At 70.2% G+C, this 13,935-nt stretch carries 11 protein-coding genes; 6 read left to right on the plus strand and 5 right to left on the minus strand.

Going from position 1 to position 13,935, the window contains the following annotated elements:
* Positions 1 to 272 precede the first annotated feature (272 nt).
* A complete protein-coding gene (locus ACIQE0_RS33240; protein ID WP_366334889.1) occupies positions 273 to 2,543 on the minus strand; it encodes a (Fe-S)-binding protein in 2,271 nt (756 codons plus the stop codon).
* A gap of 331 nt (positions 2,544 to 2,874) precedes the next feature.
* Here ACIQE0_RS33240 and dnaK point away from each other — a divergent pair, with 331 nt between their 5' ends.
* The 4 genes from dnaK to ACIQE0_RS33260 are packed head-to-tail and all read left to right on the plus strand — an operon-like array spanning position 2,875 to position 7,092.
* Positions 2,875 to 4,734 carry a molecular chaperone DnaK gene (dnaK, locus tag ACIQE0_RS33245; RefSeq protein ID WP_366334887.1) on the plus strand — a complete coding sequence of 620 codons (1,860 nt, stop codon included), beginning with the start codon at positions 2,875 to 2,877 and terminating at the stop codon, positions 4,732 to 4,734.
* Complete coding sequence (gene grpE / locus ACIQE0_RS33250) at positions 4,731 to 5,417, plus strand: nucleotide exchange factor GrpE (RefSeq protein ID WP_366334885.1); 687 nt, start codon at positions 4,731 to 4,733, stop codon at positions 5,415 to 5,417. Before dnaK ends, grpE begins: the two co-directional genes overlap by 4 nt.
* Positions 5,418 to 5,462: 45 nt before the next feature.
* Positions 5,463 to 6,635, plus strand: a complete 1,173-nt coding sequence (dnaJ, locus tag ACIQE0_RS33255) for a molecular chaperone DnaJ (RefSeq protein WP_366334883.1) — start codon at positions 5,463 to 5,465, stop codon at positions 6,633 to 6,635.
* A gap of 1 nt (position 6,636) precedes the next feature.
* Positions 6,637 to 7,092 carry a heat shock protein transcriptional repressor HspR gene (locus ACIQE0_RS33260; RefSeq protein ID WP_274914840.1) on the plus strand — a complete coding sequence of 152 codons (456 nt, stop codon included), beginning with the start codon at positions 6,637 to 6,639 and terminating at the stop codon, positions 7,090 to 7,092.
* Between the two features lie 94 nt (positions 7,093 to 7,186).
* Here the strand turns inward: ACIQE0_RS33260 and ACIQE0_RS33265 are convergent, their stop codons facing one another.
* From ACIQE0_RS33265 to ACIQE0_RS33275, 3 genes are all read right to left on the minus strand, one after another.
* Positions 7,187 to 7,591 (minus strand): hypothetical protein, encoded by a 405-nt coding sequence (locus ACIQE0_RS33265; RefSeq protein ID WP_402338951.1) that lies wholly within the window; start codon positions 7,589 to 7,591, stop codon positions 7,187 to 7,189.
* Positions 7,592 to 8,125: 534 nt separating this feature from the next.
* Positions 8,126 to 8,530 carry a pyridoxamine 5'-phosphate oxidase family protein gene (locus tag ACIQE0_RS33270; protein ID WP_402338953.1) on the minus strand — a complete coding sequence of 135 codons (405 nt, stop codon included), beginning with the start codon at positions 8,528 to 8,530 and terminating at the stop codon, positions 8,126 to 8,128.
* 42 nt (positions 8,531 to 8,572) lie between these two features.
* Positions 8,573 to 9,154: a Uma2 family endonuclease gene (locus ACIQE0_RS33275; RefSeq protein WP_402338955.1), complete on the minus strand. Its 582-nt coding sequence runs from the start codon at positions 9,152 to 9,154 to the stop codon at positions 8,573 to 8,575.
* A gap of 194 nt (positions 9,155 to 9,348) precedes the next feature.
* Here ACIQE0_RS33275 and clpB point away from each other — a divergent pair, with 194 nt between their 5' ends.
* Both clpB and ACIQE0_RS33285 read left to right on the plus strand, forming a co-directional pair.
* Complete coding sequence (clpB, locus tag ACIQE0_RS33280; protein WP_366334875.1) at positions 9,349 to 11,982, plus strand: ATP-dependent chaperone ClpB; 2,634 nt, start codon at positions 9,349 to 9,351, stop codon at positions 11,980 to 11,982.
* A 103-nt stretch (positions 11,983 to 12,085) separates the two neighbouring features.
* Positions 12,086 to 12,622 (plus strand): YbjN domain-containing protein, encoded by a 537-nt coding sequence (locus ACIQE0_RS33285; protein WP_366334874.1) that lies wholly within the window; start codon positions 12,086 to 12,088, stop codon positions 12,620 to 12,622.
* Positions 12,623 to 12,719: 97 nt separating this feature from the next.
* On the opposite strand, the gene ACIQE0_RS33290 is transcribed toward ACIQE0_RS33285, so the two are convergent.
* Positions 12,720 to 13,898 carry a pyridoxal phosphate-dependent aminotransferase gene (locus tag ACIQE0_RS33290; protein WP_402338957.1) on the minus strand — a complete coding sequence of 393 codons (1,179 nt, stop codon included), beginning with the start codon at positions 13,896 to 13,898 and terminating at the stop codon, positions 12,720 to 12,722.
* Between the last annotated feature and the right edge of the window lie 37 nt (positions 13,899 to 13,935).

A 13,935-nucleotide genomic window follows, 5' to 3' on the forward strand; every position in this document is an offset into this window, starting at 1 on the left:
GGGGGTGGGGGGGCTGGGTGTGCGGCTACCTTAGCTCTCGCTACCCCCCCCACCCCTCCCGCCCCACAGACCCGGCACCGCGGCCGACAAGCCCCGCGCAGCGGACAGGCACCGCACCCGACAAGCCCCGCGCAGCGGACGCGCGCCGCAGCGGACCCGCCCCGCGCAGCGGCACCGCAGCGGAACCGCACCGCAGGCACAAAAACAGCGGCCCCCACGGCGGGAAAGCCGTAGGGGCCGCAAGCCCAGCCCAGCGCCGCGCGGCGCGAGGGTTACTTCACCGGTTCCGGCTCCGGGGCCCCCGCCGGCTGTTCGTCGTCGGACGGCGGGTCCATCGGGGTCTTGACGGAGTCCAGCAGCAGCTGGGCGACGTCGACGACCTGGATGGACTCCTTGGCCTTGCCCTCGTTCTTCTTGCCGTTGACCGAGTCGGTCAGCATGACCAGGCAGAACGGGCAGGCCGTCGAGACGATGTCGGGGTTGAGGGAGAGGGCCTCGTCGACGCGCTCGTTGTTGATGCGCTTGCCGATCCGCTCCTCCATCCACATCCGGGCGCCGCCGGCGCCGCAGCAGAAGCCGCGCTCCTTGTGGCGGTGCATCTCCTCGTTCCGCAGGCCCGGGACCTTGCCGATGATCTCGCGCGGCGGCGTGTAGATCTTGTTGTGGCGGCCCAGGTAGCACGGGTCGTGGTAGGTGATGATGCCCTCGACCGGGGTGACCGGGATCAGCTTGCCCTCGTCGACGAGGTGCTGGAGCAGCTGGGTGTGGTGGATGACCTCGTAGTCGCCGCCGAGCTGCGGGTACTCGTTGCCGAGCGTGTTGAGGCAGTGCGGGCAGGTGGCGACGATCTTCTTGGAGGCCTTGGGCTTCTTCGTGGACTCGTCCTCGCCGTCCTCGCCGAAGGCCATGTTGAGCGCCTCGACGTTCTGCTGGCCGAGCTGCTGGAAGAGGAACTCGTTGCCCAGGCGGCGGGCGGAGTCACCGGTGCACGCCTCGTCGCCGCCCATGATCGCGAACTTCACGCCCGCGATGTGCAGCAGCTCGGCGAACGCCTTGGTGGTCTTCTTGGCGCGGTCCTCCAGGGCGCCGGCGCAGCCGACCCAGTAGAGGTAGTCGACCTCGGTGAGGTCCTCGATGTCCTTGCCGACGACCGGGACCTCGAAGTCGACCTCCTTGGTCCAGGCCAGCCGCTGCTTCTTGGCCAGGCCCCAGGGGTTGCCCTTCTTCTCCAGGTTCTTGAGCATCGTGCCCGCCTCGGACGGGAACGAGGACTCGATCATGACCTGGTAGCGGCGCATGTCGACGATGTGGTCGACGTGCTCGATGTCCACCGGGCACTGCTCGACGCAGGCGCCGCAGGTGGTGCAGGACCACAGGACGTCGGGGTCGATGACGCCGTTCTCTTCGAGGGTGCCGATCAGCGGGCGCTCGGCCTCCGCGAGGGCGGCGGCCGGGACGTCCTTGAGCTGCTCCTCGGTGGCCTTCTCGGTGCCCTCCATGTCCTTGCCGCCGCCGGCGAGCAGGTACGGGGCCTTGGCGTGCGCGTGGTCGCGCAGCGACATGATCAGCAGCTTCGGGGAGAGCGGCTTGCCGGTGTTCCACGCCGGGCACTGCGACTGGCAGCGGCCGCACTCGGTGCAGGTGGAGAAGTCCAGCAGGCCCTTCCACGAGAAGTGCTCGATCTGAGAGACGCCGAACTGGTCGTCCTCGCCCGGGTCCTCGAAGTCGATCGGCTTGCCGGCCGACGTCATCGGCTGCAGCGCGCCCAGCGCCACGTCGCCGTCCGCCTCGCGCTTGAACCAGATGTTGGGGAAGGCCAGGAAGCGGTGCCAGGCCACGCCCATGTCGGTCTTGAGGGCGACCGTGATCATCCAGATGAACGAGGTGGCGATCTTCAGGCCGGCGAAGAAGTAGGTGAGGTTCTGGAGCGTGGCGACGCTCAGCCCCTTCAGCCCCGCGACGACCGGGTACGAGATGAAGAACGAGGCCTCGTAGCCGTCCACGTGGTGCTGGGCGCCCTCCAGGGCGTGCAGCATGAAGATGCAGATGCCGACGATGAGGATGACGGCCTCGACGAAGTACGCCTGGCCGAAGTTGGAGCCGGCGAACCGGGACTTGCGGCCCGGCTTGTCCGGCTTGGAGAGCTGCCGGATGACGATCAGGGCCAGGATGCCGAGCGTCGTCATGGTGCCGAGGAACTCGACGAAGACGTTGTACGGCGCCCAGTCCCCGATGATCGGCAGGATCCAGTCGGCCTTGAAGAGCTGTCCGATGGCGTTGACGATCGTCAGCAGCAGGGAGAAGAAGCCCACCGCCACGAACCAGTGCGCCACGCCGACGACGCCCCAGCGGTTCATCCGGGTGTGGCCGAGGAACTCCTTGGCCACGGTGACCGTGCGCTGCACGGGCTCGTCGGTGCGGGTGCCGGCGGGCACGGGCTGGCCGAGCCGGACCTGGCGGAAGATCTGCAGGATGGCGCGGCCGAACAACGCGACGCCGACCGCGATTAGGACCAGCGACACGATGATCGCGGCGAGTTGCATGGGAGGCTCCTCGGACCTGCGAGAGCGGGAATCGAAAGGCGCTCCGCGCGATCGAAACGGCCGGGCCGCGGAGATCTGAGCGGAACTACTAAGCAGTAACTTTTCGGGTCTGCGCTGAGGTTACCCAGTATTCGGGGCCCCATGAAGCCGCCCGGCCGGTGATCTGTGTCGCGCGGGCAACCAGCGGCCCGGCGCCGGCGTCCTTCCCGACGACCCGGTGAGGATAAGGGCGATATAAAAGTTGAGTGGGTCCGACTCAGGTCTGTTGACAGGTTCGGCGCGGTGCTGCACCCTTGAGCCTGTTCCACTCAAGTCAGCTGGAGGAATCGAAATGGCACGTGCGGTCGGCATCGACCTGGGCACGACTAACTCCGTCGTCAGTGTTCTCGAAGGCGGTGAGCCCACCGTCATCACCAACGCCGAGGGCGCCAGGACCACGCCGTCCGTCGTCGCCTTCGCGAAGAACGGCGAGGTGCTGGTCGGTGAGGTCGCCAAGCGCCAGGCGGTGACCAACGTCGATCGGACGATCCGGTCGGTCAAGCGTCACATGGGCACCGACTGGAAGATCAACGTCGACGAGAAGGGCTTCAACCCGCAGCAGATCTCTGCGTTCATCCTGCAGAAGCTGAAGCGGGACGCGGAGTCCTACCTCGGCGAGAAGGTCACCGACGCGGTCATCACCGTCCCGGCGTACTTCAACGACTCCGAGCGCCAGGCCACCAAGGAGGCCGGTGAGATCGCGGGCCTCAACGTCCTGCGCATCGTCAACGAGCCCACCGCCGCCGCCCTGGCCTACGGCCTGGACAAGGAAGACCAGACCATTCTCGTCTTCGACCTCGGCGGTGGCACCTTCGACGTGTCGCTGCTGGAGATCGGTGACGGCGTCGTCGAGGTCAAGGCCACCAACGGTGACAACCACCTCGGTGGTGACGACTGGGACCAGCGCGTCGTCGACTACCTGGTCAAGCAGTTCGCGGGCGGCCACGGTGTGGACCTGTCCAAGGACAAGATGGCGCTCCAGCGTCTGCGCGAGGCCGCGGAGAAGGCGAAGATCGAGCTGTCGTCGTCCAGCGAGACGACGATCAACCTGCCGTACATCACCGCCTCCGCCGAGGGCCCGCTGCACCTGGACGAGAAGCTCACCCGCTCGCAGTTCCAGCAGCTGACCGCGGACCTCCTCGACCGCTGCAAGACCCCGTTCCACAACGTGATCAAGGACGCCGGCATCGCGCTGTCCGAGATCGACCACGTGGTCCTGGTCGGCGGCTCGACCCGTATGCCCGCCGTCGCCGAGCTCGTCAAGGAGCTGACCGGCGGCAAGGACGCCAACAAGGGCGTCAACCCGGACGAGGTCGTCGCCATGGGCGCCAGCCTCCAGGCCGGTGTGCTCAAGGGCGAGGTCAAGGACGTCCTGCTGCTGGACGTCACCCCGCTGTCCCTCGGTATCGAGACCAAGGGCGGCATCATGACCAAGCTGATCGAGCGCAACACCACGATCCCGACCAAGCGCTCGGAGATCTTCACCACGGCCGAGGACAACCAGCCGTCCGTGCAGATCCAGGTCTACCAGGGCGAGCGCGAGATCGCGGCGTACAACAAGAAGCTCGGGATGTTCGAGCTGACCGGTCTGCCGCCGGCCCCCCGTGGCGTCCCGCAGATCGAGGTCTCCTTCGACATCGACGCCAACGGCATCATGCACGTGACCGCCAAGGACCTGGGCACGGGCAAGGAGCAGAAGATGACCGTCACCGGCGGCTCCTCGCTGCCGAAGGACGAGGTCGACCGCATGCGTGAGGAGGCCGAGCGCTACGCGGACGAGGACCACAAGCGCCGCGAGGCCGCCGAGGCCCGCAACCAGGGCGAGCAGCTGGTCTACCAGACCGAGAAGTTCCTCAAGGACAACGAGGACAAGGTGCCCGCCGAGGTCAAGGCCGAGGTCGAGACCGCCGTCGGCGAGCTGAAGGAGAAGCTCAAGGGCGAGGACACGGCCGAGATCAAGACCGCGTCGGAGAAGGTCGCGGCCGTCTCCCAGAAGCTCGGCCAGGCCATGTACGCCGACGCCCAGGCCGCCCAGGGTGCGGCCGGCGGCGAGGGCGCCCAGGCCGGCGGCCAGAAGGCCAAGGCCGAGGACGACGTCGTGGACGCCGAGATCGTCGACGACGAGAAGCCCAAGAAGGACGGTGCGGCGTGACGGAGGAGACCCCGGGCTTCGAGGAGAAGCCCGACGTCCCTTCCGACGCCGCTCCCGAAGACGCGGCGAAGGCCGAGTCCGCCGACAAGGCGGGCTCGGCCCCGGCCGGGGACGTCCAGGACGTTGCGCTCCAGGCCCAGTTGGACCAGGTGCGCACCGCACTCAACGAGCGCACCGGTGACCTCCAGCGCCTCCAGGCGGAGTACCAGAACTACCGCCGCCGGGTGGAGCGGGACCGTGTGACGGTCAAGGAGATCGCGGCCGCCAACCTGCTCTCCGAGCTCCTTCCGGTGCTCGACGACGTCGGGCGGGCCCGGGATCACGGCGAACTGGTCGGCGGCTTCAAGTCGGTGGCCGAGTCGCTGGAGACCGTGGTGGCCAAGCTCGGCCTCCAGCAGTTCGGCAAGGAGGGCGAGCCCTTCGACCCGACGATCCACGAAGCGCTGATGCACTCCTATGCGCCCGACGTCACGGAGACGACGTGCGTCGCCGTCCTGCAGCCCGGGTATCGCATCGGTGAGCGCACGATCCGCCCCGCGCGGGTCGCGGTCGCCGAGCCGCAGCCGGGCGCGCAGAACGCCAAGTCCTCCTCGGAGGAGGAGGCCAAGGGCGCCAAGGGCGGTAAGGGAGCCAAGGGTGCCGAGGCTGCGGACGAGGAGAGCGGTGGCCCGGACGAGGGCTGACGTAGGGGCCGACGAGAGAGCCGCCCGGAAGGAGGGACGTCGAGGATGAGCACCAAGGACTTCGTCGAGAAGGACTTCTACAAGGTCCTCGGCGTCCCCAAGGACGCCACCGAGGCGGAGATCAAGAAGGCGTACCGCAAGCTCGCCCGCGAGTACCACCCGGACGCCAACAAGGGCGACGCCAAGGCCGAGGAGCGCTTCAAGGAGATCTCCGAGGCCAACGACGTGCTCGGCGACGCCAAGCGCCGCAAGGAGTACGACGACGCCCGGGCGCTGTTCGGCAACGGAGGTTTCCGCCCCGGCCCCGGCGGGGGCGGAAACTTCAACTTCGACCTCGGCGACCTCTTCGGGGGCGCCGGGGGCGGGGCCGGCGGTTCCGGTGGTTTCGGCGGCGGGATCGGGGACGTCTTCGGCGGTCTGTTCAACCGCGGTGGCGCCACCACCCGCACCCAGCCGCGCCGCGGCCAGGACGTCGAGTCCGAGGTGACGCTCAGCTTCACCGAGGCGGTCGACGGGGCCACGGTCCCGCTGCGGATGTCCAGCCAGGCGCCCTGCAAGGCGTGTTCGGGCACCGGCGACAAGAACGGCACCCCGCGGGTCTGTCCGACCTGCGTCGGTACCGGCCAGGTCAGCCGGGGCGCGGGCGGCGGCTTCTCGCTCACCGACCCGTGCGCCGACTGCAAGGGCCGCGGCCTGATCGCGCAGGACGCCTGCGAGGTCTGCAAGGGCAGCGGCCGGGCGTCCAGCTCCCGCACGATGCAGGTCCGCATCCCCGCGGGCGTCTCGGACGGGCAGCGCATCCGGCTGCGCGGCAAGGGCGCACCGGGCGAGCACGGCGGCCCGGCCGGCGACCTCTACGTGGTCGTCCATGTGGATGCCCACCCGGTCTTCGGCCGCAAGGGCGACAACCTCACCGTCACGGTGCCGGTCACCTTCCCGGAGGCCGCGCTCGGCGGCGAGGTCAAGGTGCCGACGCTGGGCGGCCCGCCGGTCACGCTCAAGCTGCCGGCCGGCACGCCCAACGGACGCACCATGCGGGCCCGCGGCAAGGGCGCGGCCCGTAAGGACGGCACCCGCGGTGACCTGCTGGTCACCATAGAGGTGGTCGTTCCCAAGGACCTCGGCGACCGGGCCAGGGAAGCGCTGGAGTCCTATCGCGAGGCGACCGCGGGCCCCGACCCGCGGGCGGAGCTGTTCCAGGCCGCGAAGGGAGCATGAGATGGACAGCCGGGGCGGGCAGCGTCGTAACCCGTATGAACTGACCGAAGAGTCGCCGGTGTACGTCATCTCCGTCGCGGCCCAGCTCTCCGGCCTGCACCCGCAGACCCTGCGGCAGTACGACCGCCTGGGCCTGGTCTCGCCCGACCGCACGGCCGGGCGGGGCCGCCGGTATTCCGCCCGCGACATCGAACTGCTGCGTACGGTCCAGCAGTTGTCGCAGGAGGAGGGCATCAACCTCGCCGGCATCAAGCGCATCATCGAGCTGGAGAACCAGGTCGCGGCCCTCCAGCAGCGGGTCGCCGAGCTCCAGGGCGCCCTGGAGGGCGCGGCCAGCACGATGCGGCAGCGGGAGGCGGCGGTGCACGCCTCCTACCGCCGCGATCTGGTGCCGTATCAGGACGTGCAGCAGACCAGCGCGCTGGTGGTCTGGCGGCCCAAGCGGTCGTCGGAGTGACGCCGTAGCCGACGCGACGAAGGGCCGGGGTGGCCACACCACCCCGGCCCTTCGTGCGTCCTGGCGCCGGGCTTCCCCGCGCCACCGTCCGCGATCAGCGGCCGTCGTAGCCCGCGGTGGGCATCGACAGCCGCCGGTGCACCTGCGACTTCATCGCCAGGGTGTAGACCGGCTCGTCCAGGTCGGTGGTCTCCAGCCGGATGCCGGCGGCCGCGCACCGCTCGGTGAACTCCTCGGCGCCGTCGATGGCGTTCTCCAGCGTCCGGCGGTTGGGCGCGACGAACACGTCGACCAGACCCGCCTCGACGTCGTGCCACAGCGCGCTGTGGTCGGCGCGCAGCTGGTGCAGGCTGAGCTGGCAGGTCAGGCGGTAGTCACGGGCCGCCGCCCACTGCTTGCACATGGCGTGCTGGCTGCGGTCGTCGACCAGGAACGGATCCTCGTCCAGCTCGGACAGCGGCATCAGGCAGGCGATCGCCGTCACTCGGACCGAGTTCATCGTGCCCTCCGGGGCGTGGCGACTGTGGGGGCGACGATACCCCCGCGAAGGGCCCGGGGTGGAGGGGCGGCGCCGGGTGGCGAGGCATATCCGCAGGCGTGGCAGATCTTCCAGCCGTCCTGATTCACGGCCAACTGGCCGCCGCAGCGGGGGCGGTTCTCGGCGCGCGGCCGGAGCCGGGCTGTCCGTTTCCCGTGCGACCGGCGCGGAACGGTCGTCGTGGTGTGCGATGCCGACGCCATGCGGCCTCCAGCTGCCGTCGCCGTGTCCGGGTCGGTTCCGTTTGCCGCTCGCGGATGCACGGAGGTGTTCGTTCCTGCCGTTCCTAGGTACCAGGTGGGTGCCCGTCGGCGGAGCGGGAGAGTCCCGTTTCGGCCAGGTCCGGACCTGCCGGCCGGGGCGGGGTGCCCGGTGCCCGTCCCGGCCATCGACGCGCACGCGGATACGGCCGATACGAAGTCGTCGTGCGCGGGCGCGCGGGCGCGCGGGATGGCGGAGGCGTGGGGTGGCGCGGGCGCCTTGCGGGCCGGGCGCTCAGGCCCGCCCGAGGGCCTTGGTCACCGCGATCTCGATCATCACGCGGTCGGGGTTGGGCTGCGGGGTGCGGCCGTACCGCTCGGCGTACCGGCGCACGGCGTCGGCGACCGTCTCCGCGTCGGTCCGCACCCGCGCGACGCCCTCCAGGGTCGCCCAGCGGCCGCGGTCCACCTGGCACACCGCCACCCGCGCCCCGTCGGCGCCGGCGGCGAGGATGTTCTTGACCTTGGTGCTGTCCTTGCGGGTGATGACCCGCGCGATCCGCTGCCTGGCGTCGAAGGTGACGCCCACCGGGACGACGTGCGGGGTGCCGTCCGCCCGCGGGGTCGTGAGGGTCGACATCAGGTACTCGTCCCAGAAGGCGAGGTACTCGGGGGACAGTGCGCGCAGGTCGTGGGCCATGGGCGCCAGGGTAGTTGGGGGCCGGCGAGCGGCCCCGGCCGGTCACACGAAGTCGGCCGTCTCCAGGTCGAAGGAGAAGGGGGCGGGGAGGCGAAGGCGGTCACCGAAGAGGGCGGTGTGAATGGTGAGGTAGTCGTCGCCCTTCGGTTCGCTGAAGAGCGTGACCGCGGACTTGCCGCGGTCGACGAGGAGATAAAGCGGGATGGCTGCGCGGGCGTAGGCGTGGCGCTTGGCGACGCGGTCGTTGCGGGGCTTGCTCGACGTCACCTCGACGACCATGGCGACGCCGTCACTGGGCATCCACGGCTCCGCACCCCGGAAGAGGCGCAGCTCGCGTGGGGCGAACGTGGCGTCGGGGATCGTGTGGTCGGCAGGTTGGTCGCCTGCGCCGGGAAGGACGAGTCCCTTGTAGCCCGAGACCTGCATGCGGATCGCGGACTCATACAGCACCTGCTCGATGATGAGGCCCAGGTAGTCCTCGTGATCGCCGTCCGTCGGCGGTGTCACAACAATCTCCCCCTCGATGAGCTCGGCCCTGAAGCCGGTCGGAGTGTCCAGGGCTAGAAAGCCCTCGAGGAGGGAGTCGTCCTGCGTGGGCAAAGGCTCGTGTGCCATAGCCGTCATGCTGCACCTCCTTGTGGTCGAAGGCCAGTGTCACGGGCCGTGGCCGGCGGAAGAGGCCGATCGTCGGATCTTCACCCGCAAGCGTGAGCGAGTGCCTTGAGTGGAGTAGACTCAACTTATCGCACGTTAATCAAGGCAGGATTGGATAAGGAGAGCGCGCCGAGCGCCGGACGCACGAGGAGGACCAGGCAGACGTGGACGCCGAGCTGACCAACAAGAGCCGGGAGGCGCTGAGCGCCGCCAATGAGCGGGCGGTCACCGCCGGGCACGCGGACATGACGTCCGCGCACCTCCTGCTCGCACTGCTCGCCGGGCAGGACAACGAGAACATCATGGATCTGCTGGCGGCCGTCGAGGCGGACGCCGCCCAGCTGCGATCCGGTGCCGAGCGGCTGCTCGCCGGGCTGCCCAGCATCCAGGGCTCGACCGTGGCCCCGCCGCAGCCGGACCGCGAGCTGCTCGCCGTCATCGCGGACGCCGCCCAGCGCGCCAAGGACCTGGGCGACGCCTACATCTCCACCGAGCACCTGCTCATCGGCACCGCCGCCAAGGGCGGCCGCACCGGTGAGCTGCTGGAGGCGCAGGGCGCCACCGCCAAGAAGCTGCTCGCCGCCTTCGAGGCCGGCCGCGGCGCGCAGCGGGTGACCAACGCGGACCCGGAGGGCACGTACAAGGCGCTGGAGAAGTTCGGCACGGACTTCACCGCGGCGGCCCGGGAGGGCAAGCTCGACCCGGTCATCGGCCGGGACCAGGAGATCCGCCGGGTGGTGCAGGTGCTCTCCCGCCGGACGAAGAACAACCCGGTGCTGATCGGCGAGCCGGGCGTCGGCAAGACCGCGGTCGTCGAGGGGCTGGCCCAGCGGATCGTCAAGGGCGACGTCCCCGAGTCGCTGCGCAACAAGCGGCTGGTCGCCCTCGACCTGGGCGCGATGGTCGCGGGCGCGAAGTACCGCGGCGAGTTCGAGGAGCGGCTGAAGACCGTCCTGGCCGAGATCAAGGCCAGCGAGGGCCAGATCATCACGTTCATCGACGAGCTGCACACCGTCGTCGGCGCGGGCGCCGGCGGCGACTCGGCGATGGACGCGGGCAACATGCTCAAGCCGATGCTGGCCCGCGGTGAGCTGCGGATGGTCGGCGCGACCACGCTCGACGAGTACCGCGAGCGGATCGAGAAGGACCCGGCGCTGGAGCGGCGCTTCCAGCAGGTGCTGGTCGCCGAGCCGACCGTCGAGGACACCGTGGCGATCCTGCGCGGGCTCAAGGGGCGCTACGAGGCGCACCACAAGGTCCAGATCGCCGACTCCGCGCTGGTCGCCGCGGCCACCCTCTCCGACCGCTACATCACCTCCCGCTTCCTGCCCGACAAGGCCATCGACCTGGTCGACGAGGCGGCCTCCCGGCTCCGGATGGAGATCGACTCCTCCCCCGTCGAGATCGACGAGCTCCAGCGCTCCGTGGACCGGCTGAAGATGGAGGAGCTGGCGCTGCGCAACGAGACCGACGCCGCCTCCGTCCAGCGGCTGGAGAAGCTGCGCAAGGACCTCGCCGACAAGGAGGAGGAGCTGCGCGGTCTGACCGCCCGCTGGGAGAAGGAGAAGCAGAGCCTCAACCGCGTCGGCGAGCTCAAGGAGCGCCTCGACGACCTGCGCGGCCAGGCCGAGCGCGCCCAGCGCGACGGCGACTTCGACACCGCCTCCAAGCTGCTCTACGGCGAGATCCCCAATCTGGAGCGGGAGTTGGAGGAGGCCGCCCAGGCGGAGGCCGAGCAGGAGGCGGCCAAGGAGTCGATGGTCAAGGAGGAGGTCGGCCCGGACGACATCGCGGACGTGGTCGGCTCCTGGACGGGCATTCCGGCCGGACGCCTCCTGGAGGGCGAGACCCAGAAGCTGCTCCGCATGGAGGAGGAGCTCGGCAAGCGGCTGATCGGCCAGACCGAGGCGGTCAGCGCGGTCTCCGACGCGGTGCGCCGCACCCGCGCCGGCATCGCCGACCCGGACCGGCCCACCGGCTCGTTCCTCTTCCTCGGCCCCACCGGCGTCGGCAAGACCGAGCTGGCCAAGGCGCTGGCGGACTTCCTCTTCGACGACGAGCGGGCGATGGTCCGGATCGACATGTCGGAGTACAGCGAGAAGCACAGCGTGGCCCGGCTGGTGGGCGCGCCCCCCGGCTACGTCGGCTACGAGGAGGGCGGCCAGCTCACCGAGGCGGTCCGCCGCCGCCCGTACAGCGTCGTGCTGCTGGACGAGGTGGAGAAGGCGCACCACGAGGTCTTCGACATCCTGCTCCAGGTGCTCGACGACGGGCGCCTCACGGACGGCCAGGGCCGCACCGTCGACTTTCGCAACACCATCCTCATCCTCACCTCCAACCTCGGTTCCAACTTCCTGATGGACCCGCTGCTGAAGGAGGAGCAGAAACGGGAGAAGGTGCTGGAGACCGTCCGGTCCGCCTTCCGCCCCGAATTCCTCAACCGCCTGGACGACCTGGTCGTCTTCCACCCGCTGGGCACGGACCAGCTCCAGCGGATCGCCCGGATCCAGCTGGACCACCTCCAGCGCCGCCTGGGCGACCGCCGGCTCACCCTGGACGTCACCGACCGGGCGCTGAGCTGGCTCGCCTGGCTCGGCCAGGAGCCGGTCACGGGCGCCCCGGCCCCGGACCTCTCCTACGGCGCCCGTCCGCTGCGCCGCCTGGTCCAGACCGCCATCGGCGACCAGCTGGCGCGCGCCATCCTGGCCGGCGACGTGCTCGACGGGGACACCGTCAGGGTGGACGTCGACGGCGACGGCGAGCGACTGTCGGTCGAGGCGGTGCGCACCGCCGCCTGACCAGCCGCGCCGCCCCCATACGCGCCGGTCCGCCGCCCTGGGGTTGCCAGGACCGGGAGCGTATGGGGGAGGATGGCAAGGACCATACGAAGGGAATTCCACGGTGAGCATCGACCCGTCCTCGATTCCGAATTTCGGGGGCCAGCCCGAACCGCAGCCGTCGGGGCCTGAGGGGCCCGTCGTCCCCGACCAGGACCTGGTCAAGCAGCTCCTCGACCAGATGGAGCTGAAGTACGTCGTCGACGAGGAGGGTGACCTCGCCGCCCCGTGGGAGCAGTTCCGCACGTACTTCATGTTCCGCGGTGAGGCGGAGCAGGAGATCTTCTCGGTCCGTACGTTCTACGACCGCGTCCACGGCATCGACGAGAAGCTGAAGCTGCTGGAGGCGATCGACGACTGGAACCGTCGGACGCTCTGGCCCAAGGTGTACACCCACACCCACGACGACGGCAGCGTCCGTCTGATCGGTGAGGCATCGATGCTGGTCGGCACCGGCGTCTCGCTCGAACACTTTGTGTCGAGCACGGTCAGCTGGGTGCGTGCCTCGATCGAATTCGACAAGTGGATCGTCGAGCAGCTCGGTCTGGAGACCGAGATCGAAGGCGACTCCGACGAGAAGCCGGGCGACGACGAGGGCTGAGCACCCCCGCCCCGGCTGCCCGGGCCCCGGAACCGACCCCGTCGGCTCCGGGGCCCGCGTCGTGTTCCGGGCCCCGGTCCCCGTCCGCGCCCGGTGCCTACAGCCGCTTGAGGCGGTCCGCCGCTTCCTGGAGCACCTCGACGCTCTTGCAGAAGGCGAAGCGGACGAACGGCGCGCCCTGGTCCTGGTGGTCGTAGAAGACGGCGTTGGGGATGGCGACGACGCCGGCGCGCTCGGGGAGGGCGCGGCAGAAGGCGAAGCCGTCCACCTCGCCGAGCGGGCGGACGTCGGTGGTGATGAAGTACGTGCCGGCCGGGCGGAAGACCTGGAAGCCGGCGTCGGCCAGGCCGGTGGCGAGGAGGTCGCGCTTGGCGCGCAGGTCGGCGCGGAGCCCGGTGAAGCAGGAGTCGGGCAGGGCCAGCGCCTCGGCCACGGCGTACTGGAAGGGGCCGGCCGAGACGAAGGTGAGGAACTGCTTGGCCGAGCGGACCGCGGTGACCAGCGCGGGGGAGGCGGTGACCCAGCCGACCTTCCAGCCGGTGAAGGAGAAGGTCTTGCCGGCCGAGCCGATGGTGACGGTGCGCTCGCGCATGCCGGGGAACGAGGCGAGCGGCAGGTGCTCGCCCTCGAAGACCAGGTGCTCGTAGACCTCGTCGGTGATGACCAACAGGTCGCGCTCGACGGCGAGTTCGGCGATGGCGGTGAGCTCGTCGTGGGACAGGACGGTGCCGGTGGGGTTGTGGGGGGTGTTGAGGAGGATCAGGCGGGTGCGGTCGGTGACGGCGTCGCGGAGCTCGTCGAGGTCGAGGTGGTACCGGCCGGTCTCCGCCGAGGGGCGCAGGGTCACCGGGACGCGGTGGCCGCCGGCCATCGCGATGCAGGCGGCGTAGGAGTCGTAGTACGGCTCCAGCGCGATGACCTCGTCGCCCGGTTCGAGGAGCGCCAGGAGCGAGGCGGCGATGGCCTCGGTGGCGCCGGCGGTGACCAGGACCTCGGTGTCGGGGTCGTAGGACAGGCCGCGGTGCCCGTAGAAGCGCTGCTGGTGGGCGGCGACGGCGGTGCGCAGCTCGGGGATGCCGGGGCCCGGCGGGTACTGGTTGCCGCGGCCGTCGCGCAGGGCGCGCACCGCCGCTTCCCGGACTTCCTCCGGGCCGTCGGTGTCGGGGAAGCCCTGGCCGAGGTTGATGGAGCCGGTGCGTTGGGCGAGCGCCGACATCTCGGCGAAGATCGTGGTGCCGAAGGCGGCGAGGCGTCGGTTGAGCAGCGGTCGGTCCATGGGCGCCATCCTCCGCCGAACCTCTGGAGTTCCTCAA

The sequence above is a fragment of the Streptomyces sp. NPDC093097 genome, assembly GCF_044754325.1.
GTDB lineage: Bacteria > Actinomycetota > Actinomycetes > Streptomycetales > Streptomycetaceae > Streptomyces.

Coding starts and splice junctions, on each gene's coding strand:
- ACIQE0_RS33240 (WP_366334889.1), bottom strand. CDS start 2,543: ATGCAACTCGCCGCGATCATCGTGTCGCTGGTCCTAATCGCGGTCGGC.
- dnaK (WP_366334887.1), top strand. CDS start 2,875: ATGGCACGTGCGGTCGGCATCGACCTGGGCACGACTAACTCCGTCGTC.
- dnaJ (WP_366334883.1), top strand. CDS start 5,463: ATGAGCACCAAGGACTTCGTCGAGAAGGACTTCTACAAGGTCCTCGGC.
- ACIQE0_RS33260 (WP_274914840.1), top strand. CDS start 6,637: ATGGACAGCCGGGGCGGGCAGCGTCGTAACCCGTATGAACTGACCGAA.
- ACIQE0_RS33265 (WP_402338951.1), bottom strand. CDS start 7,591: ATGAACTCGGTCCGAGTGACGGCGATCGCCTGCCTGATGCCGCTGTCC.
- ACIQE0_RS33270 (WP_402338953.1), bottom strand. CDS start 8,530: ATGGCCCACGACCTGCGCGCACTGTCCCCCGAGTACCTCGCCTTCTGG.
- ACIQE0_RS33275 (WP_402338955.1), bottom strand. CDS start 9,154: ATGACGGCTATGGCACACGAGCCTTTGCCCACGCAGGACGACTCCCTC.
- ACIQE0_RS33290 (WP_402338957.1), bottom strand. CDS start 13,898: ATGGACCGACCGCTGCTCAACCGACGCCTCGCCGCCTTCGGCACCACG.